General features: G+C 58.7%; 24 protein-coding genes and 2 tRNA genes. 8 read left to right on the top strand and 18 right to left on the bottom strand.

Going from position 1 to position 24,711, the window contains the following annotated elements; translation table 11 throughout:
- Positions 1 to 37: 37 nt before the first annotated feature.
- Positions 38 to 1,117, bottom strand: a complete 1,080-nt coding sequence (gene chvE, locus FIV05_RS26240; protein WP_022999981.1) for a multiple monosaccharide ABC transporter substrate-binding protein — start codon at positions 1,115 to 1,117, stop codon at positions 38 to 40.
- 156 nt (positions 1,118 to 1,273) lie between these two features.
- Between chvE and FIV05_RS26245 the strand changes: the two genes are divergently transcribed.
- Positions 1,274 to 2,230, top strand: a complete 957-nt coding sequence (locus FIV05_RS26245) for a LysR substrate-binding domain-containing protein (RefSeq protein WP_152511537.1) — start codon at positions 1,274 to 1,276, stop codon at positions 2,228 to 2,230.
- Positions 2,231 to 2,293: 63 nt separating this feature from the next.
- Here FIV05_RS26245 and FIV05_RS26250 read toward each other — a convergent pair.
- The 11 genes from FIV05_RS26250 to FIV05_RS26300 all read right to left on the bottom strand — a co-directional run bounded on the left by FIV05_RS26250 (position 2,294) and on the right by FIV05_RS26300 (position 9,899).
- Positions 2,294 to 2,369, bottom strand: a tRNA-Phe gene (locus tag FIV05_RS26250).
- A 378-nt stretch (positions 2,370 to 2,747) separates the two neighbouring features.
- Positions 2,748 to 4,343, bottom strand: coding sequence for a bifunctional metallophosphatase/5'-nucleotidase (locus FIV05_RS26255; protein ID WP_152511538.1), 1,596 nt, complete (start codon positions 4,341 to 4,343; stop codon positions 2,748 to 2,750).
- A gap of 487 nt (positions 4,344 to 4,830) precedes the next feature.
- Positions 4,831 to 5,034, bottom strand: coding sequence for a DNA gyrase inhibitor YacG (yacG, locus tag FIV05_RS26260; RefSeq protein ID WP_031268946.1), 204 nt, complete (start codon positions 5,032 to 5,034; stop codon positions 4,831 to 4,833).
- An 88-nt stretch (positions 5,035 to 5,122) separates the two neighbouring features.
- A complete protein-coding gene (locus FIV05_RS26265) occupies positions 5,123 to 5,749 on the bottom strand; it encodes a Maf-like protein (RefSeq protein WP_006939342.1) in 627 nt (208 codons plus the stop codon).
- Between the two features lie 43 nt (positions 5,750 to 5,792).
- Positions 5,793 to 6,011, bottom strand: a complete 219-nt coding sequence (gene infA / locus FIV05_RS26270; RefSeq protein WP_006939340.1) for a translation initiation factor IF-1 — start codon at positions 6,009 to 6,011, stop codon at positions 5,793 to 5,795.
- Positions 6,012 to 6,128: 117 nt separating this feature from the next.
- Positions 6,129 to 6,743, bottom strand: coding sequence for a GNAT family protein (locus tag FIV05_RS26275; protein ID WP_152511539.1), 615 nt, complete (start codon positions 6,741 to 6,743; stop codon positions 6,129 to 6,131).
- A 15-nt stretch (positions 6,744 to 6,758) separates the two neighbouring features.
- Entirely contained in the window at positions 6,759 to 7,211 is a 453-nt protein-coding gene (locus tag FIV05_RS26280; protein WP_022999902.1) for an arsenate reductase ArsC, read from the bottom strand.
- Positions 7,212 to 7,216: 5 nt separating this feature from the next.
- A complete protein-coding gene (locus FIV05_RS26285; RefSeq protein WP_152507233.1) occupies positions 7,217 to 7,720 on the bottom strand; it encodes a UPF0262 family protein in 504 nt (167 codons plus the stop codon).
- A gap of 30 nt (positions 7,721 to 7,750) precedes the next feature.
- Positions 7,751 to 9,058 (bottom strand): histidinol dehydrogenase, encoded by a 1,308-nt coding sequence (hisD, locus tag FIV05_RS26290; RefSeq protein ID WP_077293138.1) that lies wholly within the window; start codon positions 9,056 to 9,058, stop codon positions 7,751 to 7,753.
- 42 nt (positions 9,059 to 9,100) lie between these two features.
- Positions 9,101 to 9,538: a DUF2948 family protein gene (locus FIV05_RS26295; RefSeq protein ID WP_152511540.1), complete on the bottom strand. Its 438-nt coding sequence runs from the start codon at positions 9,536 to 9,538 to the stop codon at positions 9,101 to 9,103.
- Positions 9,539 to 9,686: 148 nt separating this feature from the next.
- Positions 9,687 to 9,899 carry a hypothetical protein gene (locus FIV05_RS26300; RefSeq protein ID WP_022999898.1) on the bottom strand — a complete coding sequence of 71 codons (213 nt, stop codon included), beginning with the start codon at positions 9,897 to 9,899 and terminating at the stop codon, positions 9,687 to 9,689.
- 156 nt (positions 9,900 to 10,055) lie between these two features.
- On the opposite strand from FIV05_RS26300, the gene FIV05_RS26305 reads away from it, so the two are divergent.
- A complete protein-coding gene (locus tag FIV05_RS26305; protein WP_152511541.1) occupies positions 10,056 to 10,544 on the top strand; it encodes a DUF3124 domain-containing protein in 489 nt (162 codons plus the stop codon).
- A gap of 79 nt (positions 10,545 to 10,623) precedes the next feature.
- Here FIV05_RS26305 and murA read toward each other — a convergent pair whose 3' ends face one another.
- The gene (murA, locus tag FIV05_RS26310; protein ID WP_062489663.1) at positions 10,624 to 11,913 is read right to left on the bottom strand and encodes a UDP-N-acetylglucosamine 1-carboxyvinyltransferase; all 1,290 of its coding nucleotides are present in this window, start codon (positions 11,911 to 11,913) and stop codon (positions 10,624 to 10,626) included.
- 175 nt (positions 11,914 to 12,088) lie between these two features.
- Positions 12,089 to 12,271, bottom strand: a complete 183-nt coding sequence (locus FIV05_RS26315; protein WP_152511542.1) for a hypothetical protein — start codon at positions 12,269 to 12,271, stop codon at positions 12,089 to 12,091.
- Positions 12,272 to 12,876: 605 nt separating this feature from the next.
- Here FIV05_RS26315 and FIV05_RS26320 point away from each other — a divergent pair.
- The 3 genes from FIV05_RS26320 (at position 12,877) to FIV05_RS26330 (ending at position 15,305) form a co-directional block, all read left to right on the top strand.
- Positions 12,877 to 12,951: transfer RNA gene (locus FIV05_RS26320), tRNA-Thr, on the top strand.
- Positions 12,952 to 13,202: 251 nt separating this feature from the next.
- Positions 13,203 to 14,507: a hypothetical protein gene (locus FIV05_RS26325; protein WP_055658446.1), complete on the top strand. Its 1,305-nt coding sequence runs from the start codon at positions 13,203 to 13,205 to the stop codon at positions 14,505 to 14,507.
- 6 nt (positions 14,508 to 14,513) lie between these two features.
- Positions 14,514 to 15,305: a hypothetical protein gene (locus tag FIV05_RS26330; RefSeq protein WP_152511543.1), complete on the top strand. Its 792-nt coding sequence runs from the start codon at positions 14,514 to 14,516 to the stop codon at positions 15,303 to 15,305.
- 41 nt (positions 15,306 to 15,346) lie between these two features.
- Here the strand turns inward: FIV05_RS26330 and FIV05_RS26335 are convergent, their stop codons facing one another.
- Positions 15,347 to 16,237 carry a PhzF family phenazine biosynthesis protein gene (locus tag FIV05_RS26335; protein WP_152511544.1) on the bottom strand — a complete coding sequence of 297 codons (891 nt, stop codon included), beginning with the start codon at positions 16,235 to 16,237 and terminating at the stop codon, positions 15,347 to 15,349.
- A 95-nt stretch (positions 16,238 to 16,332) separates the two neighbouring features.
- On the opposite strand from FIV05_RS26335, the gene FIV05_RS26340 reads away from it, so the two are divergent.
- Positions 16,333 to 17,214, top strand: coding sequence for a LysR substrate-binding domain-containing protein (locus tag FIV05_RS26340; protein WP_152511545.1), 882 nt, complete (start codon positions 16,333 to 16,335; stop codon positions 17,212 to 17,214).
- Positions 17,215 to 17,483: 269 nt separating this feature from the next.
- Here FIV05_RS26340 and FIV05_RS26345 read toward each other — a convergent pair whose 3' ends face one another.
- Positions 17,484 to 17,900 carry a LysR substrate-binding domain-containing protein gene (locus FIV05_RS26345; RefSeq protein ID WP_173013952.1) on the bottom strand — a complete coding sequence of 139 codons (417 nt, stop codon included), beginning with the start codon at positions 17,898 to 17,900 and terminating at the stop codon, positions 17,484 to 17,486.
- An 84-nt stretch (positions 17,901 to 17,984) separates the two neighbouring features.
- Here FIV05_RS26345 and FIV05_RS26350 point away from each other — a divergent pair, with 84 nt between their 5' ends.
- Positions 17,985 to 18,335: a hypothetical protein gene (locus FIV05_RS26350; protein ID WP_152511547.1), complete on the top strand. Its 351-nt coding sequence runs from the start codon at positions 17,985 to 17,987 to the stop codon at positions 18,333 to 18,335.
- 270 nt (positions 18,336 to 18,605) lie between these two features.
- Here the strand turns inward: FIV05_RS26350 and FIV05_RS26355 are convergent, their stop codons facing one another.
- Both FIV05_RS26355 and FIV05_RS26360 read right to left on the bottom strand, forming a co-directional pair.
- Positions 18,606 to 19,535: a DNA-binding response regulator gene (locus FIV05_RS26355; protein WP_152511548.1), complete on the bottom strand. Its 930-nt coding sequence runs from the start codon at positions 19,533 to 19,535 to the stop codon at positions 18,606 to 18,608.
- The gene (locus tag FIV05_RS26360; RefSeq protein ID WP_152511549.1) at positions 19,522 to 22,935 is read right to left on the bottom strand and encodes an ATP-binding protein; all 3,414 of its coding nucleotides are present in this window, start codon (positions 22,933 to 22,935) and stop codon (positions 19,522 to 19,524) included. The genes FIV05_RS26355 and FIV05_RS26360 overlap by 14 nt, the downstream gene beginning before the upstream one ends.
- 516 nt (positions 22,936 to 23,451) lie before the next feature.
- Here FIV05_RS26360 and urtA point away from each other — a divergent pair.
- Positions 23,452 to 24,630, top strand: coding sequence for an urea ABC transporter substrate-binding protein (gene urtA, locus FIV05_RS26365; RefSeq protein WP_208984573.1), 1,179 nt, complete (start codon positions 23,452 to 23,454; stop codon positions 24,628 to 24,630).
- Positions 24,631 to 24,711: the final 81 nt, after the last annotated feature.

Genomic DNA, 24,711 nt, shown 5'->3' on the forward strand with positions numbered 1-24,711 from the left:
TCAGTTGAACGCAGGATGCTCCGGGGTGTTGTCGTTCTTATTTGACCTGGTCTGCAGTGTAGTAACCGCTGCCGATCAGGATCTCTTCCCAGTTGCTGGCGTCGACGGAAACCGGCTCCAGCAGGTAGGACGGAACAACCTTCACACCGTTGTCGTAGGTGGTGGTGTCGTTGATTTCCGGCTCGCCGCCACCCAGCAGGGCATCAACCATGCCGACAGTGACACGGGCAAGTTCACGGGTATCCTTGAAAACGGTCGAGTACTGCTCGCCGGCCAGGATCGACTTCACGGACGGGACTTCGGCGTCCTGACCGGTGACGATCGGCATCTTCAGATCGCCGGAACCGTAGCCGACACCCTTGAGAGAAGACAGGATGCCGATGGACAGGCCGTCATACGGGCTGAGAGCGCCGTGCAGCTGCTTGTCGGTGTAGTGAGCGGACAACAGGTTATCCATGCGAGACTGTGCAACTGCACCGTCCCAACGCAGCGTGCCGACGGTATCCATCCCCATCTGGCCGGACTGGATGACGATCGTGCCATCGTCGATCAGCGGCTGCAGAACGGACATCGCACCGTCGTAGAAGAAATAGGCGTTGTTATCGTCCGGAGAACCGCCAAAGAGTTCGACATTGTAGGGGCCGTCGCCGAACCGCTCTTTCAGGCCGTTCACGAGAGACGTTGCCTGCTGCACGCCGACCTTGAAGTTGTCGAAAGTCGCGTAATAGTCGACGTCGCCGCTGTCACGGATCAGGCGGTCGTAGGCGATGACCTTGATGCCGGATGCTGCCGCATTTTCAAGAGCGTTGGAAAGCGTGGTGCCGTCGATGGCGGCGATCACCAGAACGTCCACACCCTTGGTGATCATGTTTTCGATCTGGGCGAGCTGGTTCGGAATATCGTCTTCTGCGTACTGCAGGTCTGCTTCATAGCCGGCTTCGGTGAACTGCTCGACCATGGAATTGCCGTCGGAGATCCAGCGTGCCGAAGATTTCGTCGGCATGGCGATGCCGATGGAGCCTTTGTCCTGGGCCATTGCCGCGCCGGTCAGCGCCACGCCGGACATAAGGGTTGCTGCTGCCGCTACCGCGACAAGCGCCTTGGAAACAAATTTCATATCGTCCTCCCGGACCGGATCCCAGCCGGCCCAATTCAGTCACAGGCATTCACGGGTTGATGCCGGGGAGTACAAAATGGAAAAGTAACATGACGGTCAAATTATTATTCATTATCATTACATACCTTAATTGATATGAAATAACGGAAATCGGCCATGAGCTTGGACTTGCTGCGGCGGGGAATGAAAATCTCCCACTTGCGATTGCTCGCGGAGCTTGCAAAACACACTCGCCTCACCGACGCCGCAAGCGCTCTTGGCATGTCGCAACCGGCCGCTTCGCGTCTGATTTCCGAGGTTGAGCGCGTGGCAGAAGCCGACATTTACGTGCGATCGGGCCGCGGAATCGAGTTGACCGAGATCGGCAACAAACTGGCCGAACGCTGTGTGCGCATCCTGCAGGAGTTTGCCGATGCGGGGCGCGATATCGAACAGCACAAGTCCGGCCAGAGCGGACACGTCAGCATCGGGTCTGTGACAGGCCCTGCAATCGAATATGTCCTGCCCGCAATACGTCACGTGCGCCTCAGCTACCCGGATATTTCCATTTCGGTGGAAGTCGGTCCCAGTCTCGATCTGGCACCGATGCTGGAGGACGGGCGGCTCGACTTTTCCCTCAGCCGCGTGCCGGTGGATGAAGATCCGGACCTGTTCGAGGAACGCCCTCTCCTGCGCGAACCTGCCTGCTTGGTCGCCCGGACGGATCATCCGCTGACCCGCCTCGCAGCCCCTGTGCCTGCAGAAGCCCTCCTGGGTTTTGACTGGGTGCTTCCGCCTGTTGGCGCCCCGATCCGCACCACGACGGAACAGGCATTGCGCGACAAGGGGCTTGGTCTGCCCACCAAGGTGCTGACGACGTCTTCGTTCCTGTTCACGGTCGCGACTGTTCAGCGTACCAACGCGATTGCCGCTGTCGCTCAATCGGTTGCCTCAAGTTTTGCTGAAAATGCAGACGGAAGCCCGGGCACGATCACAGCCCTTGAAAGCGATCTCACCTTGTCGGTTGAGACCTACTCCTTCCTGACCCGAAAAGGTCAGGTTTTGACGCCTGTCGCCCGTATCGTGGCGCGCGAAGTCCTGCGGGCAATCACGGGCGAAACGATACTCGCGTGATTGCAGATCGCAAGCCGAAGCGATGCAACGTCTTGAAAAACTTGGCAAACTATAGAGGGAGAGTGGTGCCCAGAGCCGGAATCGAACCAGCGACACGCGGATTTTCAATCCGCTGCTCTACCAACTGAGCTATCTGGGCGTGCCTTGCAAGTGGTCCGGGGCGAGCCCCGTTCGCTGAAAGCCCGGTCCTTATAGAGGCTCCCTGAAACCTTGTCCAGCACCCCGGCAAAGTTTTTTGCCGAACGGCCTCACCTCACCTGTTGAAAACTTTCAGACCCACTAACCTTCTGAAAAACAATATCTTTCCCGTGGCTGAGTAAAATCGTTTCGTTCTGTGTCACTTATATCTGGGCTTCTGTCCCAACAAGGCACGTGGTCGGAGGCCCTCTGATCCACAGTCAAGTCATCCCCTCTATGCTGCGGTACGCACCCGACCTCCTCCAAATACCGACATGCAAACGAAAGAAGCGCGCCACGGATGGCGCGCTTCTGACAGTCATCAACGATCCTGAAGATCTTATTTCACGGTGATCCGGTCGTCCGTGTAGGCCGAGTAACCGTTCTTGCCGGCAAGATACTCGGAAACCACATCGGCCAGGTCCGGGCCGAAGTCATAGGCGTTCATGCCGTTGGTTGCGAAGATCTTGTAGCCGTCGCCGCCACCGCGCATGTAGTTGTTGGACACCACGCCGTAGACCTTTTCCGGATCCAGCGGAACGTAGCTGTCGCCTTCCATCACCATGACATCGGAGATCCGCTCACCGGCGGGCTTGGTCTTGTCGAAGGAATACTTAAGACCGGCGACTTGCGGGAAACGGCCTGCCCCCTCTTCCACCTGGCTGACGCCGTTTTCAAGAGCCGCGATCACGTCGGACCCCTTGAGTTCGAAAGTGGACAGCGTGTTCTGGAACGGCAGCACTGTCAGGACTTCGCCCTTGGTGATCTCACCGGCGTCGATGGAGGCACGCAGACCACCGCCGTTCTGGATGGCAATCTGGACACCCTGGCCCTTGACGCGATCAAGCATGGCATCCGCGACCAGGATCCCCATTTCGCAAGCCTGGGCCCGGCAGACTTCCCGGTCGGCGCCGATGGGAGCATCGGCCTGGGCAACGACTTCCTTGCGGATTTCGTCGAGCGGTTCGGCGAGTTCCTTGATGCGGGAAACAAGTTCCGGATTTTCGACGATGGTGTTGTCGATGATGATCGGCTCGCCGGCAGCTTCCGTGATGACGCCATTGTCGTCAAAGGTCACGTTCAGCTCGCCCAGGAACTTGCCATAGGCGTAGGCCTGAACGACAGCGGTCGGCGTTCCGTCCGGACCGTCGATCATGGTCGGATACGGGCCTTCGGCATCGTCCGACGTGTTGGACAGGTAAGTGTTGGAGTGGCCGCCGACAATCACGTCGATGCCCGGTGCCTTGGCAGCAACTTCCTTGTCGACGTTATAGCCGGAGTGGCTGAGGACGATGATCTTGTTGACGCCTTCGGCAGCAAGTTTTTCCGCTTCGCGGGTTACGGCCGCAACCGGATCGGTGAAGGAAATATTCGCGCCGGGGCTGGCCAGTTCATCTGTATCTTCCGGCGTCAGGCCGATCAGGCCGATCTTCTCACCGCCGCGTTCGATAACGATCGAAGGCTTCAGCACATCGGCAAGCTGAGGCTCCTTCGAGACATCCGCGTTGGACATCAGGACCGGAAACTCGACCGCATCCATGAACCCGCGCAGGACTTCAGGTCCATCATCAAATTCATGGTTGCCGACGGTCATACCGTCGTAGCCGAGCTTGTTCATGAACTCGGCGGCAGCCTTGCCCTTGTAATAGGTATAGAACAGCGTGCCCTGGAACTGGTCACCACCGTCGACGAGGATCGTGTTGTTGCTGGCCGCGCGGCGATCCTTGATGATCGTGTCGAGGCGCGCCGTGCCACCGAAGCATTTGCCTTCCGCATTGTCCTCTTCACCGCAGGTCGAATCGTACTTGTTGATCGGCTCGATGCGGCTGTGGAAGTCGTTGGTATGCAAGATCGTCAGCGAATAATCGGCATAGGCTGCCGTCGACAGTGCCGTGGTCACGGACAGCACTGCGGCGCTCAGAAAACGTTTTTTCATCGGACCCTCGCCCTTGGATAGGTTGGTTATGCCGTATCAGGAACGAGACGCCTGACGCCGGCTTCCCGGTGTTCTTAAAAACCCCGTACGCCCCTCAACAAAAGGCATCAACCCTACCGGACAAAACCGGAATTCAGGGCGTCAGGATCGCCGGTATAAAAAGATCTTGGTGCAGTTTTATGACAGCTGCAAGTGTTTGGCGGCACGAAACTGAAAAAAATTTTGCTGGATAAATATTTTTGCAGCGCTGCCTAAAAATAGCTCAATCCCGCCAACTCTGCCGAGCCAAGTTCCGTGACAGCCGGCTGAACAGGCAAATGGCAAGCCTTCCCGAAAACTCCGGTGGCCGGCGGTTTTCAGGGACTTTTGAGAAGATTTTCAGGAAAGGAGCACTGAAGCTCCGAATTCTGCCTGGAATACCGGCAAGGCCTTCGCGCCTGCTTCGCCGGCAAACGAACCGGTGGATCACATGACGCGCCAAGGCCTGTCAGGAGCGGTCTTCGTCCGGGAAATTGCTCTCGTCGATATCGTCGGTCTCCACCACGGGTATGGTGTACCCCTCGGAGAACCAGCGGTTCAGATCGATCTTGGCGCAGCGATCCGAGCAGAACGGATAATCGTCCGGCGTCGACAATTTCGAGCAGATCGGACAGGGGCGCATGCGCCGTTCGGGTTTCTGGCTTTCGGCCATTTCACTCTCCGGATTTCAGCTTCGCGCCAACTGCTGAAAAGGCAGCCGGTGATGGTTCATCGGCTTGCCGAACACGATCTCGACAGCCTCAGGCCGCCGCTGTCGCCCAGCCCTGATGAACAGGGTAGCCGGCCGAACTCAGCAGGTTCGCGGTTTCCACCAGGGGCAGTCCGACCACCGCCGGGTAGGACCCGACCAGTTTGACGACAAAACTTCCCGCGAGCCCCTGAATGGCATATCCGCCTGCCTTGCCACGCCACTCGCCGGAGGAAATATAGTCGTCCATGTCCTTGCGCGTCAGGCGTTTGAACCGCACGCGGGTTTCGACAAGCTTGGAACGGACCTTGCCGTTTGCCTCTGCAACGGCCACCCCGGTGAACACCCGGTGGCCACGGCCCGACAGGAGAGACAGGCACATGAGCGCCTGATCGGTCAGCTCCGCCTTGGGCAAGGCCCGGCGGCCGACCGCAACCACGGTATCGGCAGCCAGCACCACACTGTCCTGCATCGCTTCGGACGCATCGGCCATCTGACGAACGGCTTCAGCCTTTGCACGCGCCAGGCGCAGCGCAAGACTGCGCGGTGTTTCATGCTTCTTCGGCGTTTCGTCGATATCGGCCGGCAGGAGGTGATCCGGCTCCAGTCCGATCTGCTGCAGCAGCGCGAGGCGGCGCGGCGAAGCGGAGGCCAGGATCAACTGAGGGGCATTGGTCATCTAAGAGCGAGCCTTGCAGCCGGGGTCACCTTGAAGGATCCGCTTACTTGAAGCGGTAGGTGATCCGCCCCTTGGTAAGATCATACGGGGTCATTTCGACAAGAACCTTGTCGCCCGCCAGTACGCGGATACGGTTCTTGCGCATACGCCCTGCCGTGTGGGCAATAATTTCGTGATCATTTTCCAGTTTTACGCGGAACGTCGCGTTCGGCAACAGTTCTGTTACGACGCCCGGAAACTCCAGAGCTTCTTCTTTGGCCATTTGATATCCTGAATAAAGCGGGCCCTGCCCGCGGGTGCCGGGGAAACTAACGGATTAGCGGCAGAAAGTGAACCTTTCTTTCCACCGCTATGCAAAGAAACTGCCAGAACCTATGCATCACCCCCTGCGATCACCATTTCCTGCCGGATTTACGCCGGAAAACCCGGCATTTTCCTGCTGTTCACGCCACTCATCTTCAAGAATTGCATAATAGAACTCTTCGTCCCAGCCGCCCTTGAACAAGGCATGCTCGCGAAAATGAGCCTCCCTGCGCATGCCCAGGCGTTCCATCACCCCCCAGGACGCGTTGTTGCGGGCATCGCAGCTGGCGAAGATGCGGTGCAGTCCGAGATCCTCGAACCCCATGCGCAGCAGAGCGCGGCCGGCTTCCGTGGCAAAGCCCCTACCCTGATATTGAGGGTTCAAAGTAAACCCGATCGTGCCCTGGCGCGCCTCCACGTTCGTCACCCTCAGCGAAACGTCACCGATGACACCACCGTCCTTCCTTTCCTCTACCGCGAAGGCCAGTGTCCCTTCACCATCCAGGCACTTCATGTCCGCCCATTTGGGCAGTTTCGACCGGATTTCCTCCAGGCTCCGTGGTTCCCAGAACTGGAAACGAGCAACCTCCGGCAGAGACTGGTAGGCATGAAGTGCCTCCGCATCGCCTGGTTCCATAGGACGCAGTACCAGCCGGTCCGTCAGGACCGGGGACGTGATCTCGAATTTCATCTTGTTCCTTCAGGTTCAGCCGCTTGGCGGCGGCGCCCAGTCCAGGCGCTTCTTGATGCGCATCATGAGCTGATCGCGCACTGCCCGGTATTCGCCCAGGATCTGCTCCCGGCTGCCGGTGGCAAGGGTGGGGTCGAGTGTCGGCCAGTATTCGACTTCGACCGATTCCGTTCTCGTCATGTCGAGCGCCTTGTGGTGCGCCTCGGGAGCGAGAGTGACCACAAGATCGAACCCGGATTCGTCAAGATCCTCGAATGTCTTCGGCGTGTGCCGGCTCATGTCGACGCCTATTTCGGCCATGACCGCGTCCACGAACGGGTCAACCTTGCCGGAACGGACACCGGCGGAACGCACATAAATCTGACCGGGAAAGAGTTTGGCCGTCAGAGCCTCGGCCATGGGCGAGCGTACGGAGTTCATTCCGCAGGCAAAAAGCACCGCAGTCGGACGCATGCCCGGCCCGGCCATATCCGTCAGCCCTTCCAGTGCAAGGCGTAAACGAGGGTAAACAGCCGTCGTGCCGTCTGCATGTCGACTTCTATCTTCCCTTCCAGCCGCTCCATCAAAATGGCAGAACCTTCGTTGTGGACCCCGCGCCGCCCCATGTCGATCGCCTCGATCTGGCTCGGTGTCGCGTGGCGGATCGCCTCGTAATAGCTCTCGCAGATCAGGTCGTAGTCCTTGACGATCTTGCGCAGCGGAGACAGTGACAAAACATGAGTGACGACTTCCCTGTCGTCATCGGTCCTGATCCGGAAAACCAGCTTCTTTTCGATTACCGACAGGTTGAGAACATAGCTCGCCGGCGGATGTCCGACGGGCTGAAACGCGTTTTCCTCAATCAGGTCGTAGATCGCAACAGCACGGTCATGCTCCACTTCCGGTGTGGACCGGGCGATAGAGGCTTCGTCCAAAACCACATCAACCAGCTTTCCGCCGGTTTGCTGCGGTTCGGGATCCGGGTGCGGTTCGCTCATCTGGTCGAAGCCTCTTCTTCAAATCGGGAGCTATAAATTCAGTCTGATGGAAACAGAGCGCGCGTGCGCCGACAACCCCTCTGATTCACCAAGAGCGATTGCCGCCGGTCCGAGCTGACGCAGGTTATCCGCATTGCATTTCAGGATCGAGGTGCGTTTGACGAATTCCAGCACGCTCAAACCCGACGAAAAGCGAGCCGACCGCGCGGTCGGCAACACATGATTGGACCCGCCGACATAGTCGCCAATGGCTTCAGGCGTATAATGGCCCAGGAACACGGCGCCTGCGTTGCGCACCTTTTTCAGCAGCGCTTCCGGATCGGCAACGGCAAGTTCCAGGTGTTCAGGAGCAATACGGTTGGCTAGCGGCATTGCCGCCTCCAGATCGTCCACCAGGATGATTGCTCCGTAATCCTGCCAGCTGGCACGGGCAACATCTTCACGCGGCAACGTTTTCAACTGCGCTTCGACCGCAGCTTCCACCTGGTTTGCAAGATCTTCGCTGTCGGTGATCAGGATCGACTGCGCAGCGGTATCGTGTTCGGCCTGTGCCAGCAGATCGGCAGCAAGCCAGTCGGCATTGTTGCCGCTGTCGGCCAGGATCAGCACTTCGGATGGGCCCGCGATCATGTCGATGCCGACCGTGCCGAAGACACGTCGCTTGGCAGCCGCCACAAAGGCATTGCCCGGACCGACGATCTTGGCGACCGGGGCAATGGTCTGCGTTCCATAGGCGAGAGCAGCAACGGCCTGTGCACCGCCAATGCGATAGATTTCCGTGACACCGGCAATTCTGGCGGCAGCCAGCACCAGCGGGTTCAACACCCCGTCCGGGCTCGGCACCACCATGACGATGCGTTCAACGCCAGCAACCTTGGCCGGCACGGCATTCATCAGAACCGAACTCGGGTAGCTGGCGGTACCACCGGGCACATAAATGCCGACAGCCTCTACCGCGGTCCAGAGTGAACCGAGTTCCACGCCGATTGGATCGGTATAGCGGTCGTCCTTCGGCATCTGGCGGGCATGGTGGGCATGAATGCGGTCGTGGGCAAGCTGCAGGGCGTCCAGCGTCTCCTGCGGCACCTTTGCAAGCGCGGCGTCAATTTCTGCGGCGGACACCGTCAGTTCGGCCATGCTCTCGGCCTGCAGCCGGTCGAACCTTGCCGTATAGTCGAGGACTGCCTTGTCGCCTTCGGTGCGAACACGCTCGAGAATGTCCCGGACGATCTGGTCGACATCCTCCGACACTTCCCGTTTGCCGGAAAGGAGAGCCTTGAACTGGTCTTCGAAGCGGGCGTCGTTGATGTTAAGGCGTAGAACCACGCAATTCTCCATCATGTGCGGTGCCGTGCACCGTCTGTCATTCCGTGCGAGCGGTCAGCTGAGGTCGTGTTGCGGCAGGTTCGGCGTGGACCATGCGGCGCCCAGGTCCGACAGTTGCGCCTCGATGCAATCCACCTCAAGCGCAAGGCTGCCACCACCGGCAAAGGCGAGCTGGATCGTGCCGGCCGGCTCTTCGCCCGGCTCGAATGTCACGGCGAGCAGTTCCAGGACGGCACCCTTGGCCTTCTGGTTGATGTTCTGCGCCTTCATGGCCCTGACTTGCGCAAAGGCCAGCGCCGTGCGGCGGCGCTCATGTTCCTTCGATCGCTTGTCGGCTTCCTTGTCCCACACGAACCGGTTCAACACGAACACGGCCTTCTGCTCCTTCGGCAGATAGCGGATATCCGCGATGGTGATCACCGCGTCCTGCAGATGGGCGGAAAGAACCTGAAGGTCTTCCTGGTCAAGGGCGGCAAGTTTCAGCTGGTCCATTTGCTCTTGTTCTGATCCGGTCATGCGTTGTCTGGCAGGACGCATATAAGCGACTTCCTGCCCGGTCCCAAGGCTGTTGCCTAATGGGGAATAACGGTTTTGGCAATCTCCAATGCCCTGAAACATGCCTTGCGGCACCGTGGAGCCCTCAAGGGCCTTCATCCACCCGCTGGCGCAGATCCGCCTTGACCTCGTCCAGCGATGCAATCCGCCGGAAGATCCGCCGGCCCAGCCAGAGCCCGAACACAAGCAGGAAGAAGCCCAGAGACGGCCCGTAGGGCGCCGGAACAAGGACAACAGCGAACAGTGCTGCGAAGGCAAAGGCCAGCTGGACCAAAAACCGGATTGTCTGTGCATTCATGCAGTCGCTCCAATATCGTCCCGCAGGTTATCCAAGCGTCGATTTGTAATCACCTGCCATCTGCCTTCCGTCTTGCAATCAGGGCACGCATTCTGGAAAGTGACGCCAGTACCATCAGGGCGACACCCTACCATCACACGAACGCATGGGCACGTAATGCTGAAACGATCCACCTGCCTCGGCCTGCTGGCAGGCAGCCTGCTTCTTTTCCAGACGCCGATGGATGTCCAGTCACAGGATTTTACCGAGAAGGTTCTGGGTGAGACCATATATGTCCCGGCCTATTCGCGGGTCTTTTCCCATCCGAACAGGTCCGACCTTCTGGCGGCAACACTTGCCGTCCACAATGTCGACCCTGAGGCCACCATAACGTTGCAGCAGGTCGATTATCACAACGAGGATGGCAGTTTGCTGCGCACTCTGCTTGATGCGCCGGTGGACCTTGCACCCCTGCAGTCGAAAACAGTGCTGATCCCGATCAACGACACCACTGGCGGGGTCGGGGCGAATTTCCTGCTCGTGTGGTCGTCGGATAGCGGTGCCCTCAGCCCCATCGCAGAAGCCATCATGACCAGTGGCAGCGGCGGTCCCGGCCCCTCTTTCACGTCACGAGGCCGGGTGATCAAGCGGCAAACGGCGGAGTAGATTTCGCGAAAAATGCATTACATGGGGTGCGGCGCAGTCCACGCCGCCCATGTTTTTACACTGTAATCCAATGGCTTTATCAGGCCGAGATGCGCTCGATCTTCGCGCCGCAGCGGGTCAGCTTGTCTTCCAGACGCTCAAACCCGCGGTCGAGGTGATAGACACGACTGACCGTCGTTTCGCCTTCTGCTGCCAGACCGGCAATAACCAGCGAGACGGACGCCCGCAGATCCGTTGCCATGACCGGAGCACCGCGCAGGGTCGAGACGCCGTCGATCATTGCCGTGCGGCCGTCCACATGGATCTGGGCACCAAGGCGAGCCAGTTCCTGCACGTGCATGAAACGATTTTCAAAGATGGTTTCGGTAATCCGGCTCGTGCCGCCGGCCTTCGTCATCAGGGCCATGAACTGGGCCTGCAGGTCGGTCGGAAAGCCCGGGAACGGTTCGGTGGTGATATCTACCGGCTGGATGCCGTTGCCGTTGCGGTAAACCTTGATGCCGTCGGCGGTCTGCGTAATGTCCGCGCCAGTCTGGCGAAGTGTTTCGAGCGCCGTTTCCAGAAGGTCCGAACGGGCGCCTTGCAACAGAACGTCACCGCCGGTCATGGCAACAGCCATGGCATAGGTGCCCGTTTCAATCCGGTCCGGAACAACCGCGTGATGCGCACCATGAAGGCGCGGCACACCCTGGATGCGGATGGTCGATGTGCCTTCACCCTCGATCTTCGCGCCCATGGCCTTCAGACATTTGGCAAGATCGACGACTTCCGGCTCACGCGCGGCATTGACGATTTCCGTCTCGCCACTGGCCAGCGTCGCCGCCATCATGATGGTGTGGGTTGCGCCGACGGAAACCTTCGGAAACTCGACGCGAGCACCTTTCAGCCCACCCGGGGCCTTGACGATGACATAGCCGCCGTCGATCTCGATCTCGGCGCCGAGCGCTGCCAGACCGTCGATGAAGAAGTCTACCGGCCGCGTACCGATCGCACAGCCGCCAGGCAGCGAGACCCGCGCCTCATGGCTGCGGGCAACCAGCGGGCCGATAACCCAGAAGCTGGCACGCATCTTGGAAACAAGCTCATAAGGAGCGGTCGTGTCGACGATTTCACGGGCGGTCAGGTTCAGCGTCTGTCCGGCAAGGTCATCCTGGCCACTGCGCTTGCCGTTCACCGAGTAATCGACCCCGTGATTGGACAGGATCTGCATAAGCTGGGCAACGTCGCGAAGGCGCGGCACATTCGACAGCGTCAGGGTCTCATCCGTCAGGAGCGATGCGATCATCAGCGGCAGTGCCGCATTCTTCGCGCCGGAAATCGGAATGACACCATTCAGTTCCGCACCGCCAACGACCTTGATACTGTCCATGTTTTTCCCCGAACAGGACCGTGCTCACCGCACGGCCATCCCTTTGCATACGTCAAGAAACTCACATCAAACGTGCGGTCTACACGCAAGTTATGGCCCATGCAAGGCGCGCAACCGGCTGCGACCGGGCAATTTTGGGGCGACACAGTCCTGCCGAACATCCGGCCGTTGGTCCTCAGTCGGCATCCCGTGTCTTGGCAGCAGACTTGCGGCGGCGCAGATTGGCTCTCAGGGCTTCGGCCAGCCGGTCTTCGCGGGATTTCGCCCCGGCTTTGTCCGACGCCTTTTCGCCTGTCTGCTTGCCGGATTTTCCGCCGCCGCTTTCAGCGGACTTGTGCTGCTGGTCTTTTTCGCCCATGGCGCGCCTGTTTGATGATCCTGTGATTCATTTGTCTAGCAAGCTGCCCGTAGCTTGCCTAGGCATCTTGTGTCTTCTGCATGGTTTGCCGACTACCCTGCCAGCTTCAGCAGCATTCGGTTTTCCCATCGCTGCCGTAAACGTGTCCGCGGCCAGGCTGCACCCCATCAGACATAACCCTCATCGCGCCAAGAAGCCTGCACACGGTGCTGTGTCCCGCCTTCAGTCTTCCCTGTTTCCAATCGTCCCAATTCCCCGGAGGCTGCTTCCACCTGCCTTTCGGCGAGGGCCCGTCTCCCCTCTCCCGAAAACGCCAATCTGCTCTGCGCCTCGACCGGAAGGATTGTTTAATATCCACAGGCGAAACAGGGCCGAAAGCACCAGCTTTGCCGCACCAACCCTTCAATCGTCCCGGCTTTGACGAGAGGGAGCAAATGACTGCGGAAAAAAATCCCAAAACACTGCTTGCGTCCCCGAAGGTCTTATGGCAAAAGCCCCCTCATTCCGGTCGGCACCGCTGATCGGCACCAGCACTTGCGTCTTGCAACTCAAGCTTTTCAAGCAAAAAAGTTCGACGCCGCGCCTGTCCCAAAGACAAGCCAGATGCTGCCGTAGCTCAGGGGTAGAGCACTCCCTTGGTAAGGGAGAGGTCGAGAGTTCAAATCTCTCCGGCAGCACCATTTCACATTTCTTCCCGCAAAAGACGCTAACACCTTGAATGGTAAGGTGATTTCTGGCGCTCTATAATCCTTGTTCCGGGTGTTTTCCAAGCGCTCATCAAAAGCCAATCTGAAGACTGTTTTCTGCAACGCGACGGCGCATGGGCCCTCAAGGTTCTTCCTCGCGCTCCATTGCCGGAATAACGCCGCAATGCTTGGTTTTATGGGGTAAAGCCCTAGCTAAGCTGCTTGCGAGCTTGTGAGGAAATGCGATGAATGAGAGCCAGACGAAATTGACTGCTGCGGAAGCAAAGGGCCTTCGCACTGCCAAGGAGCTTGAAGCTCATCTTGCTTGGCTGGAAACCTTCACACCTGCGGCGCTCGGCGTTCTGGCAATCGCTTCCGGTATCTACACCTACCTGGGTGTGTCCTCTCTGCTGGAGGATACGGGTGCGATGAGTTTCTTCGCGGCCGTGGCCTATTCCGTCGCCGTGTCAGTGGGGATATTCGTATTCTGGAGCTACATGCTTCGGCTCATGCCAGCGATGCGCAGTGCGGCGGGTTTCATCGGACTTTCGGTTTCAATGCTTGTCGGGTCGGCTGCAATCATTGCCATGTCTAGCTGGCTCAACGCGGCCGCGCTTGCGGGATCGGCGGCTGTCGAACAGCACCTGGATACGACAGTCCGCGACTACCAGGCGGCTTTGGAGCAGGCACATGAGATCGCCCTTTCGGGCCAGGCTCTCGGGCGCGAGGTTCAACGTGCAAAGGAAGCATTCGAAGCACTCGCCCAACAGGAACGCTCCGGCGAGCTCTCAGGCACAGCGGGTGAAGGCGCAGTCTTTCGAGTTCTGACGCAAAAAACAGAAGAGCTCCAGAACCTTGAGGAGCAGATTTCAGAACAAAAGCCACTGATCGACTCCGCCTTTGCCCGGGGCAACGAAATCCTTGGGCGCATGCGAGCCCTGACGGTTGCCCCCGGGCCGGTTGAACAAAGGTCGGTCGCGTTTTCGGAAGAAAGCGTGCGTCTTGCCGGCGTTATTGCAAACCTGAACCAGTACTCCGTTGCACCGCTCGTCGCTCGAGCAGCCGAGGACCTGCCTGCATCTGTTGTTCTTCCCGAACTTGATGGCCGAAACAGCAGCGTTCGGGACGCTCAATCAAGCACCATCGCATCGGTATTGAACGCCCTCGACCAACGCAGCCAGACCCTGCGGCGCGCAGCCGATGAAGTGCTGGCGTTGGAGCCACCACAGGAGACGGCCTATAATCCGATCTCAAGCGCCGACGCTGTGATCAGGTACGCAGGCAACTTTGTCCCCTCATGGGCTGGTGCTATCGCGATCGACCTCCTGCCCGCCGTTCTGGTCTTTGTGGTCGCAATCACCCAGGCATCGATCCGTAGCGGCCGGGATGGGCTGAGCATCGAGGAAACCCTGACGCTCGCAGATCTCAAGGCAGCAATCAATGCGATGAAGGACGTCGAGGCTTCGATGGGGGCGGCAGACAAGGAAGTCTTGCGCCGTGTCGCAAATGCGGAAACTTCCGAGCCCGCAAACCTGAATGCCGCGGAGTAGCACGACGTGTTTTCCGAGCGCCTTGATACGTCGCAGATAACCATTCAGCGCAGCCTGAAGTGGGTTTTGGTCGCCCAGGCGATCCTGGCAGCCTTGTTGGTGCTTTCGCATCTGCAGGCTCAATGGACCCCGGGGGGTGGCGGCAACGATGCACTGCCGTCCGGACCCACGACACCCGGCGATCAGGTGAGACACTACGATCCATCTCGAAGCTTTCCCGACTTCATGCGGACACCCGCCCCGTCGACTGTCAAAATTCCGGGTGACATGCCTCCCAGGCTTCAGTTTGAAGTGATCGAGAGGGGCGAATTGGGGGAAGCGATTTTCCTGAAGGGCCGGATCTCATCTGGAGACGCCGAACGCTTTACGAGCTTCCTGGCTAGCCTGGAAGAAGCCCCCAAAGTGGTTTCACTCCATAGCCCCGGTGGCAATGTGAGTGAAGCATTTGAAATTGGTCGTAGCCTGCGCGCAGCTGAGCTGGATACCACCATGCTGCCTGGTCTGGTGTGCCTTTCGTCGTGTCCTTACATTTTTGCAGCCGGTGTCAATCGTTCAGCCTCCAAGGATGCTGCCGTAGGCATGCATCAGCACTACTATGACACCCCCGGCTACATGCCTGTTTTCCTGGCGGTGGAAGAGATTCAGTACGGCCAGGGGGAAACGATGGAATACCTGATCGAGATGGGTATCGATCCAGGCCTGATGGTCCATTCTCTCAATACGCCCCCCAAGGAAATCTACATCCTGGTTGAAGATGAGCTTCTCGGCACCCGGCTCGCGACGGAAATCCTGGACTGAGCGCCGTTCAGCAGAGGTCGGGTCTGAGCCCGCTCCAAAAGCTACAGATGCAATTGGCCCGTTGCAGTGAGCACAGCGGAACCGGTCAGTTCAACAGCGTCGGGGCACACGAGAAGCCGAATATGGCTTTCCCTACCCATAGAAACTCCCTGTACGACCGTGAACGTTTCTTGTCCCCCAGCACCGCTGCGGTTGGCCAATAGCCACCCCAGTGGGCCTGCGGCACTTCCTGTTGCCGGGTCTTCCCGAATGCCTACGGTTGGATTGAAGAAGCGAGCATAGGCTTCCCCACTCTTTTCACCAGATGTCGTGAATACATAACATCCTTGCGCACCGGCACGCTCCAACAGCAGAAGAAGCATGGAGGCGTTAGGCTCCGCGCGGTCAACTTCGTCGCGGGAAACGAGCCTGACGAGCATATGCGCCGCACCAGTGGAGACCACGACCGCTTCCTGCGGCCCAAGGGCCGGTTCAGTCTTGTCGAGCCCCAGTGCTTCGGCAAGCGCCTGCAAGTCCCCGACGTCGCCAATATGGCGCGGCATGGCCTGAGCCAGGGAGACAGTGGCCCGTCCATTTTCCCGCCCGATCGAAACTGGAAGAAGCTCGTCCCCCAATTGCTGAACAAACGAGGTGCGTTCACCTAGTTGGCCCGTTTCTGCCAACCACCACCAGACACCTAGTGCGTTATGGCCGACACCAAACACTTCGTCTCCGGTCGGCGTAAACGATCTAATTCGAAAGTCCGCAGAAGCCTCTGTAGGCGCCAGGACAAATGATGTCTCCGATAAATTGAATTCGACGGCGATCGCGCGCATCGTGTGCTCGTCCAGGTCATCCGCGTCTGGAACCACAGCAAGAGGATTGCCGCGCAGCGGCCTCTCGGCAAACACATCAATGATCGCATACTGTTGAATTTTATTCGTTATATTCATTTGAATTCCTCTCTGTTTCGCGAATAATTCTCTTGAATACGCGGGATTTAGCAATCTAATCTATTTCAACAGTATTGAGAAAAATTGCACACCAGATGCCACAACCGTCTCTAAAGTCACTGCAAGCAGCGGAAGCTGTAGGCCGTTTAGGCAGTTTGTCGCGGGCGGCATCCAGCCTCAATGTGACGCCAAGTGCGGTGAGCCACCAACTACGTCTGCTTGAGGCGCAACTCGAGGTAACGCTGTTCGACAGGACGGATACGGGCTTGGTTCCCACCGCGAAGGGCAGGTTGCTTTTGCCAAAACTCACGGAAGGGTTTCAGGTGATTTCGGACGGGTTGGCCGAGATAAGCGCCAAGCCTCGCCCCTTGCTTACCGTTTCGTGCGGTCTCGCTTTTGCTGCGCGATTTCTGGTGCCACGCCTGGTGAACTGGAACGCGGAACATCCGGATACAGAGATCAGGCTCGTCACCACCAGCCGACTGGTCGATTTCGATCGGGAAGACATCGACATAGCCATCAGATTTGGCAAAGGCGAGTGGCCGGATGTGAAAACCGAAAAGATCGTCGACCAGTCGATCGAACTCGTCTGCACTCCTGGCCTCAGCAAAGCACTCCTGACCCAGGCAACAGCCTCCGAGGTTCCGCTCATAGTTGATGAGCAAAGCCTTGTTTCCTGGACCCAATGGTCTTCCAGTGTAGGCGGTAAGCATCTCGACCCTTCCCGACACCCGGTGGTCCGTGTGCCTGACGCGTCACTATCGTACGAGGCTGCTGTTTCCGGTCAGGGCCTGTGGCTGGCATGGCCCGTTCTGACGCGTGACGCCGTTGCCTCCGGCATTCTGGTGAGACCAGACATTCCGAGATGGGATGCTAATCTCGGATACTGGGCTGTTTCGACAGCGTCGAGATGGCGCCGGCCTCAAGTCAGGAAATTTCGTGCCTGGCTGCACCAAACCTGCGCAGCGGCTGTCTGAGGCAGCGGGCATTTCGACAAACTGAAAATATCGCTGATCTCAATGTGCAGTGCCGATCAGCAAAAACGCGCAGGACACCATTCCGGATGCGGTCATGGCGCGCCTCATGTCGCAAGACCACTGTTCGGAGAGGCAATGACAAGAATGTCCACTTTGCTGACTGGCACTTGCATTGGCAAAAAACGCGTCGGCTGACAGAGACTGTCCAGGGACTGCCGTCAGCTTTCCGATAGGCACCCTGAAGCTGGCACCAGCCAGAGCAGCCAGCGCTATTTGCCGGAAGATACGTCGGCGACGCAGCGATGGAGATGTCGTGCCAGCGTCGTCGCTGCTGCTTTCGCCTCCTTGTGTTTCGGTCGAACCAGATGGAATGCGCCATCTGGAAACAGCGGCTGGTCCCGGAACACTGCGAGCTGCCCCTGCCGCAGCAGGTCGCTTGAATTTGAAACCCATCCCAGCATCACTCCCATCCCGGCAATCGCAGCCTGGGTGGCCTGAACGTAGTTGCTGAACGTCCGGTTGCCCTGCCCGCTTCCGGAAAGGCCCATAGCATCGAAATATTGATCCCACCTCGGCCAGCATTCATCCTCAGCCTCGACATGCAATAAAGTCGCCTTTGCCAAATCACCGTTGCCTGCGACCTTACCCAGGCAACCACCGAGGTGCTGGACAGCGGCCTTCTCCATTTCGCCGTGCGCGCGAGCAACTCTCCGGCCGGCATTTTTCCACCGACCTTGAAACGGGGGCATTTGCTGGTGGATGGAGCGATTTTGAACAACGTCCCGGTCGACGCGATGCGGGACCGTGTCGGGTCGGGCGAGGTGATCGCGGTCGACGTCAATCCCCGCGAAGACCTGGTCGTCGATGCCGCCCTGGAACGGTTCGGCCCACTTGATGTGTTGACCCGCCTGTTTTCACGCCGGACGGAGAAGCTGCCAACCCTGCCTGAAATCCTGGTGCGTGCCGGCATTGTCGGCGGCATCGCCCACCGGGACCAAACCAAGGCGATGGCAGACCTCTTGATTGAACCCCCGGTGGGTCGCTTTCCCCTTATCGGCTATGGCCAGGCTCATACCATCGCCCAGGTCGGTCAGGATGCCGCGAGAGCGCGATTGAGCTGAACCGTTTCCATACGGAAACGAGCCCCGGAGAACAGGAAAAAAGCTTCGGGATAGTGTAAGTCTATTTCTCATGCCGCAGGGATTTCAGAACGATCTGGAGCGACGATATCGAGGGTCGCTCCCCCGTGCCTATTGAACGTCATCCAGCCTTTGTCCGGATGAGGGTCTCGAGCGTCGATCTGTTGTGAAACGCAAGTGAGTTCCACCGCCAGACACCAGGTAACAAGCGACGCGGCGCTTCTTCCAGCAAGACTTTCTTGCGCCTCGAGATCAGCCTTCCAGGATACGTCTCAGTGAAACGACCGCGGCCGAGGTCCGGTTTTCAACGCCCAGCTTGCCGAAGATCCGGTCCAGATGCTTGTTTACCGTGCGTGGGCTCATGTCCAGAATGGAGGCGATTTCCTTGTTGGACTTTCCGTTGGCAATCCAGATCAGGACTTCGGCTTCGCGTTCCGTGAGGTCGAAGGCATCCTTCAGGATTTCGGAAGGCACGCTGTCCGAGACATCCGACACACGCAGCAGATGCTCACCCGCACTGATGTTGCCGGCATAAGTGAACCGCAACTCCCGACCCTTGATACGGGCAACAATGTCCTCTTCCTTCTGGGCAGCCTTTCCCTGTGGCAGCAGGTAATGGCGCAGCCAGTCGACGGCAGCTTCCGGCAACTGCCCGGCTGCCGCTGCGTCCTCGGCCGTGCCCGTACCAAGCAGCGCGGAGGCCTGCGGTGTCGCCCAGCATACGGCGCCCGACAGGTCGACCGACATCAAGTAACGCCCGGATGCATCAAGTGCGACATGGGCGCTGCGCGAATTCCGGGCGTTGGAAATATGCACGCGCAGACGGGCGATCAGTTCGTCCGGGTTGACCGGCTTGGTGACATAGTCGACGCCACCTGATTCCAGGCCCCTGACAATATGTTCCGTCTCGCTCAGTCCGGTCATGAAGAGAACCGGTACATCCCGAAGGCCTTCCAGCGCCTTCAGGCGCTTGCTGGTTTCGAATCCGTCGAGCTCGGGCATGATCGCGTCCATGAGGATCGCATTGGGGATCACGCGGGCTGCGATTTCTATCGCCTTTCGACCGCTTTGAGCCACCAGAACGGTGAAACCGGCTTCCTCCAGAGCGTCCGAAAGCATGCCCAGGGAAGAAGGTGTGTCATCGACCAGCAGCACCGTCTCGGCCTGACTAGGAGCATTCATGATCATGTCCGAGCCTTTCCAGAAGCTTGTCGTATTGGGTGAGATCGAATTCCTTGATGAGACGCCGCATGTGATGGACAAAGTCCGCCGCATGCGGCTCATGCGCCTCGATGTCGTCGAGCTTTGCCTTGATTCCTCGCACATAGCCGATGTCGCTCAGCTGTTTTAGAATCCCGAGACTCTCCTCCGACGGCAGGCAGGCCTTCTCGAATATCGCCCTGCCCGACGATCGCAGGCCCTCTACAGGCGGTGCTGCCGCGGGGTCGTCCGTGCGCCAGACGAGTTTCAATGCCAGCTGAAGCTTGTCCTGCAATTCCTGCAGTCTCACGGGCTTCACCAGGTAGTCGTCATGATAGATCCGGTGCACCGGGTCCCGGCCACTGTCATCCGCATTGGCCGAAATCATGATGATGACCGCATCGCCAAATCCGCTTTCCCGCAGCTTGCAGGCAAGGTCCCAGCCACTCATGCCCGGCATGCTTATGTCGAGCAGAAAGGCATCGGGACGTTCGTCCTGTACCATCGCCAGACACGAGCGGCCGCTTGCCGCGGCAAGAACCTTGAAACCGAGCGGCGACAGGAAATCCCTGACCAGCGTCCTTTGGGCGGGGTCGTCATCCACAACCATGACCGTCTGGATCGGACCGTGATACCCGCGAATGCGTTTTTCCGCCCGCCCCGCCTGGATTGGCGCTTCCGCAGCGCTCAGCAGCATGCGAACCTTGAACGTGCTGCCGGCACCAACCGTGCTTGAAACCTGGATGTCACCGCCCATCACTTCGCTCAGAAGTTTGGTGATCGTCAGACCGAGCCCCGTCCCGGGAACGGCCTCCTTGCCGTCTTCCTCTATGCGTTCGAACGGATTGAAGATCCGCTCGAGATTTTCCGGAGCTATGCCGATGCCGGTATCGACCACTGCAAATTCGGCAACCTGGCTGTGATAGGACACCTTCAGTTTGACGCTTCCTGTATCTGTCCATTTGATGGCGTTCGACAACAGGTTGATCAGGACCTGCCGCAAGCGCTTCTCGTCGCCGAACACAAAGACCGGAAGGTTTTCCGCAGGCTCGAACAGAAAACGCAATTCCTTGGCGTCGGTCTGAAGGCGGAACATGTCGACGGTCTGTGCCAGGAATTCATGCAGGTTGAACCGTTCCCGGTAAATTGTGAGATGCCCGGCCTCGATCTTGGAGATGTCCAGCAGGCCCTCGATCAGCCCGGCCAGGTGATCGGCCGAATGCTGGATCACCTTCACGGCGTCACGTCTGTGGGCGGGGATTGCCGGGTCCTTGCGCATCAGCTGGGCGTAGCCGGAGATCGCATTTAGCGGCGAGCGCAATTCGTGGCTGATGCCGACCACATAACGGCTCTTGGCTTCGTTGGCGGCCTCCGCGGCTTCCTTGGCTTTCTGCAGCTTGGCGTCGGTACGTTTGTGCGCGCGGATTTCCTTCATCAGAAGGCTGGTCTGGCGCCTTGTTTCCTCATTGGCGAACTTCCTGCTTTCGTGAACAAGAACGAACAGCCAGGCCATAACACCCGAGGTGACCAGCAGAATGAAGAAGACCTGGGTCAGCGCCCTGCCGACCCCTTCGCTGCCCGCCCCCGGCGAAATGGTTTCCGCCTCGACATAGACAAGCGACAGGATCGCCCCGAGCGAAGCGGTGATCAGGATCATGACACTGAAATAAAGCCCGATCCGGGAGCTCATCCATCCGGCGATCCGGTCTGGAAGGATCGAATGAAGCAGCACGGTGACCTGGTCGCCGATGCGTGCTTCCTGTTTACAGTCATCCTCGCAGCGCGCGTCGAGCGAGCAGCATAGCGAGCAGATCGGCCCCGAATAGACCGGGCAATGCGCCATGTCCTCATGCTCAAACGTATGCTCGCAAATACAGCATTGAATGTCGGGGGGACGTTCGCCGTCGGAGGTTACAGCCCGTACCGGTTCACGGGCGATATAATATTTGCCGCCGGTCGCATAGGCGATCAGCGGGGCAAGGAGAATGGCGGTAAAGAGGGCAATGTAGCTTGCCAGCGCATGAGCGGTCTGGCCGAACACCCCGGAATAGGCAATGAGGGCGATCAGGCTCGCCGCGCCCATAGAGCCAAGGCCGACCGGATTGATGTCGTACAGATGGGCACGCTTGAACTCGATATGTTTCGGGCTCAGCCCAAGCGGCTTGTTGATGACAAGATCGGCAAAGATCGCGCCGATCCAGGCAACGGCAACCACGGAATAAAGACCGAGCGTGCGTTCCAGCGCCTTGTAGACACCAAGCTCCATGAGCGCGAGTGCAATCGACACGTTGAAGACCAGCCACACCACCCGGCCCGGGTGGCTGTGGGTGAGACGGGAGAAGAAGTTCGACCAGGCAATGGAGCCGGCGTAGGAGTTGGTCACGTTGATCTTGACCTGGCAGACAATCACGAAGAGCCCTGTCAGGGCGACTGCCACCTCCGGCGTCGTGGCCTTGGTGAAGGCGACCAGATACATGTGCGTCGGTTCGATTGCCTTGTCCGGACTGAGGCCGCTCTGCAGGGCCAGAACCACCAGGAACGACCCCAGCAGCAGTTTCACCGCGCCGATAAGGATCCAGCCTGGACCTGCCGCCAGAAGGGCGAACCACCATTTCAGCCTGTGCCCGCGCCGTTGGCGCGGCAAAAAGCGCAGGAAATCGACCTGTTCGCCGATCTGTGCGATCAGCGAGAACAGAACGGCGCTTGAAGCACCGAAAAGCAGGAGGCTGAACTGGCCGCCCTCGTCGCCCAGCCGGCCAGAGAAGTTCTGCCAGTCGTCCAGCGGAGCCACGCCCTGCCAGGCCAGGAAAGCAAACGGCAGGATCTGCAACACGATCCAGAGCGGCTGAGTGTAGATCTGCAGCCGGCTGATCAGGGTGATGCCGTAGATCACCAGCGGAATGACCACAAGCGTGCACAGAAGGTAGCCGATGTTGAGCGGCACACCGAGGTACAGCTCCAGCGCCGTTGCCATGATGGCCGCCTCGAGAGCGAAGAAGATGAAGGTGAAACTTGCGTAGATCAGCGAGGTTACTGTCGAGCCGATATAACCGAACCCGGCTCCGCGGGTGAGCAGGTCGATATCCACGCCGTATTTCACGGCATGATAGGCAATCGGAAGGCCGGTAATGAAGATGAGCAGGCAGACGACGGCAATCGACGAGACGGCATTCGTGAAACCGTAGTTGTAGGTGACGGCAGCCCCGATCGCTTCAAGGGCCAGGAAGGAAATTGCGCCCAGCGCGGTGTTGGCAACCCAGACCGGAGACCAGCGGCGAGCGCTTTTGGCGGTGAAACGGAGCGCAAAGTCCTCCAGGGTCTGGTTTGCGACCCATTGATTGTATGTTCTCCGCAGGCGCACAACCCGCTGATGACTACCCATTGCCCATCACCATCCCGCCCGCCGGAACCGGCGCGCCAGCCCACTCATTGTGCATTGCATCTATTTTTCATGCACATTTTTGTTCAAGATTTGCGACCTCCCCCTCGAATTGATCAACAACCGTCAATCGACGAACTTCCTAGCAATTTCTATGCCTCATTCAAAAAATATTAAAAAATCCCAATATACCCACCAATACAAATCGTTCGAATTCAAAAAATACGAATGACAACTTACATTACGATCGAATTTCAGATTTTTGGACTATGAATTTATTCCAAACATGGAAGTCTTTCACATGCGGCAGTGCGGAGAAATAAGTCAAATAACCCACAGCAACTGACGCATTGCGGCACTGCACAATTCCAGACGAGCCTTGGATGCATGCGGAGGAGCTTCACGGCGCTCTGCTTCAACCTCAACCTCAGAGGGGTCCAGAGAATGAAACGTCTGAAAGACTTGATTGACCACCGGCTGTCTCGCCGGTCCGTGCTGTCAGGCACGGCAGCCGCGGCAATGCTGGCCACCGCCAGCACATTTGCACCTGCCATCGCCGACGACGCCAACACGACTGGCCTCGCGGTCACAGAAGACACCGTGAAGGTCGGCATCCTGCACTCCGTCACCGGAACCATGGCGATTTCCGAGACCGGGTCAGTGCAGGCAGAAAAGCTCGCCATCGACCAGATCAACGCCATGGGCGGCGTGCTTGGACGCAAGATCGAATACATCCAGGAAGATGGCGCATCCGACTGGCCGACCTTTGCCGAAAAGGCAAAAAAGTTGCTGGTGAACGACAAGGTCGCGGCTGTTTTCGGATGCTGGACATCCGCATCGCGCAAGGCTGTTCTGCCCGTCTTCGAGCAGTATAACGGCATGCTCTACTATCCGACCTTCTATGAAGGCCTGGAACAGTCCCCCAACGTGATCTACACCGGCCAGGAAGCCACCCAGCAGATCATCGCCGGCATCGACTGGGTCGCCAAGGAAAAAGGCGCCAAGAGCTTCTACCTGCTTGGTTCCGACTATATCTGGCCGCGGACGTCCAACAAGATCGCCCGCAAGCACATCGAGAAGCTTGGCCTGGAGGTTGTCGGCGAAGAGTACTATCCGCTCGGCCACACCCAGTTCAACTCGGTGATCAACAAGATCAAGCTGAAGAAGCCGGACGTGATCTACGCCATTGTCGTGGGTGGTTCCAACGTTGCCTTCTACAAGCAGCTGAAGGCTGCCGGCATCGACATGACCAAGGAAAAGCCGGTTCTTCTGACCATCTCGGTGACCGAGGATGAAATCCGCGGCATCGGCGGCGAGAACATCGAAGGCGCTTATGCCGCGATGAAGTATTTCCAGTCTCTCGACAATGAGAACAACGCCGAATTCGTCAAGTCCTTCAAGGAAATGTGGGGCGACGACATCGTCATCGGCGACGTGACCCAGGCCGCCTATCTCGGCCCCTGGCTCTGGAAGGCCGCGGTTGAAAAGGCCGGCAGCTTCGACATCGACAAGGTGCGCCTTGCCTCTCCGGGCATTGAGCTTACCACCGCGCCGGAAGGCTATGTCCGCGTCCATGAAAACCACCACCTGTGGTCCAAGACCCGCATCGGCCTTGCCAAGCCGGATGGCCAGTACGAGCTGGTTTACGAGACGGCCGACCTGATGGAGCCGGATCCGTTCCCGGAAGGCTACCAATAAGCCTCCGTTAGTTCCCCCAGGGATGGAAACGCCCTTCCAGAAAGCGGGCATAACCGGGGCGCTGCGTGGAGGCAGCCTGCG

This window comes from Labrenzia sp. THAF191a, assembly GCF_009363335.1.
GTDB classification, from domain to species: Bacteria; Pseudomonadota; Alphaproteobacteria; order Rhizobiales; family Stappiaceae; genus Roseibium; species Roseibium algicola.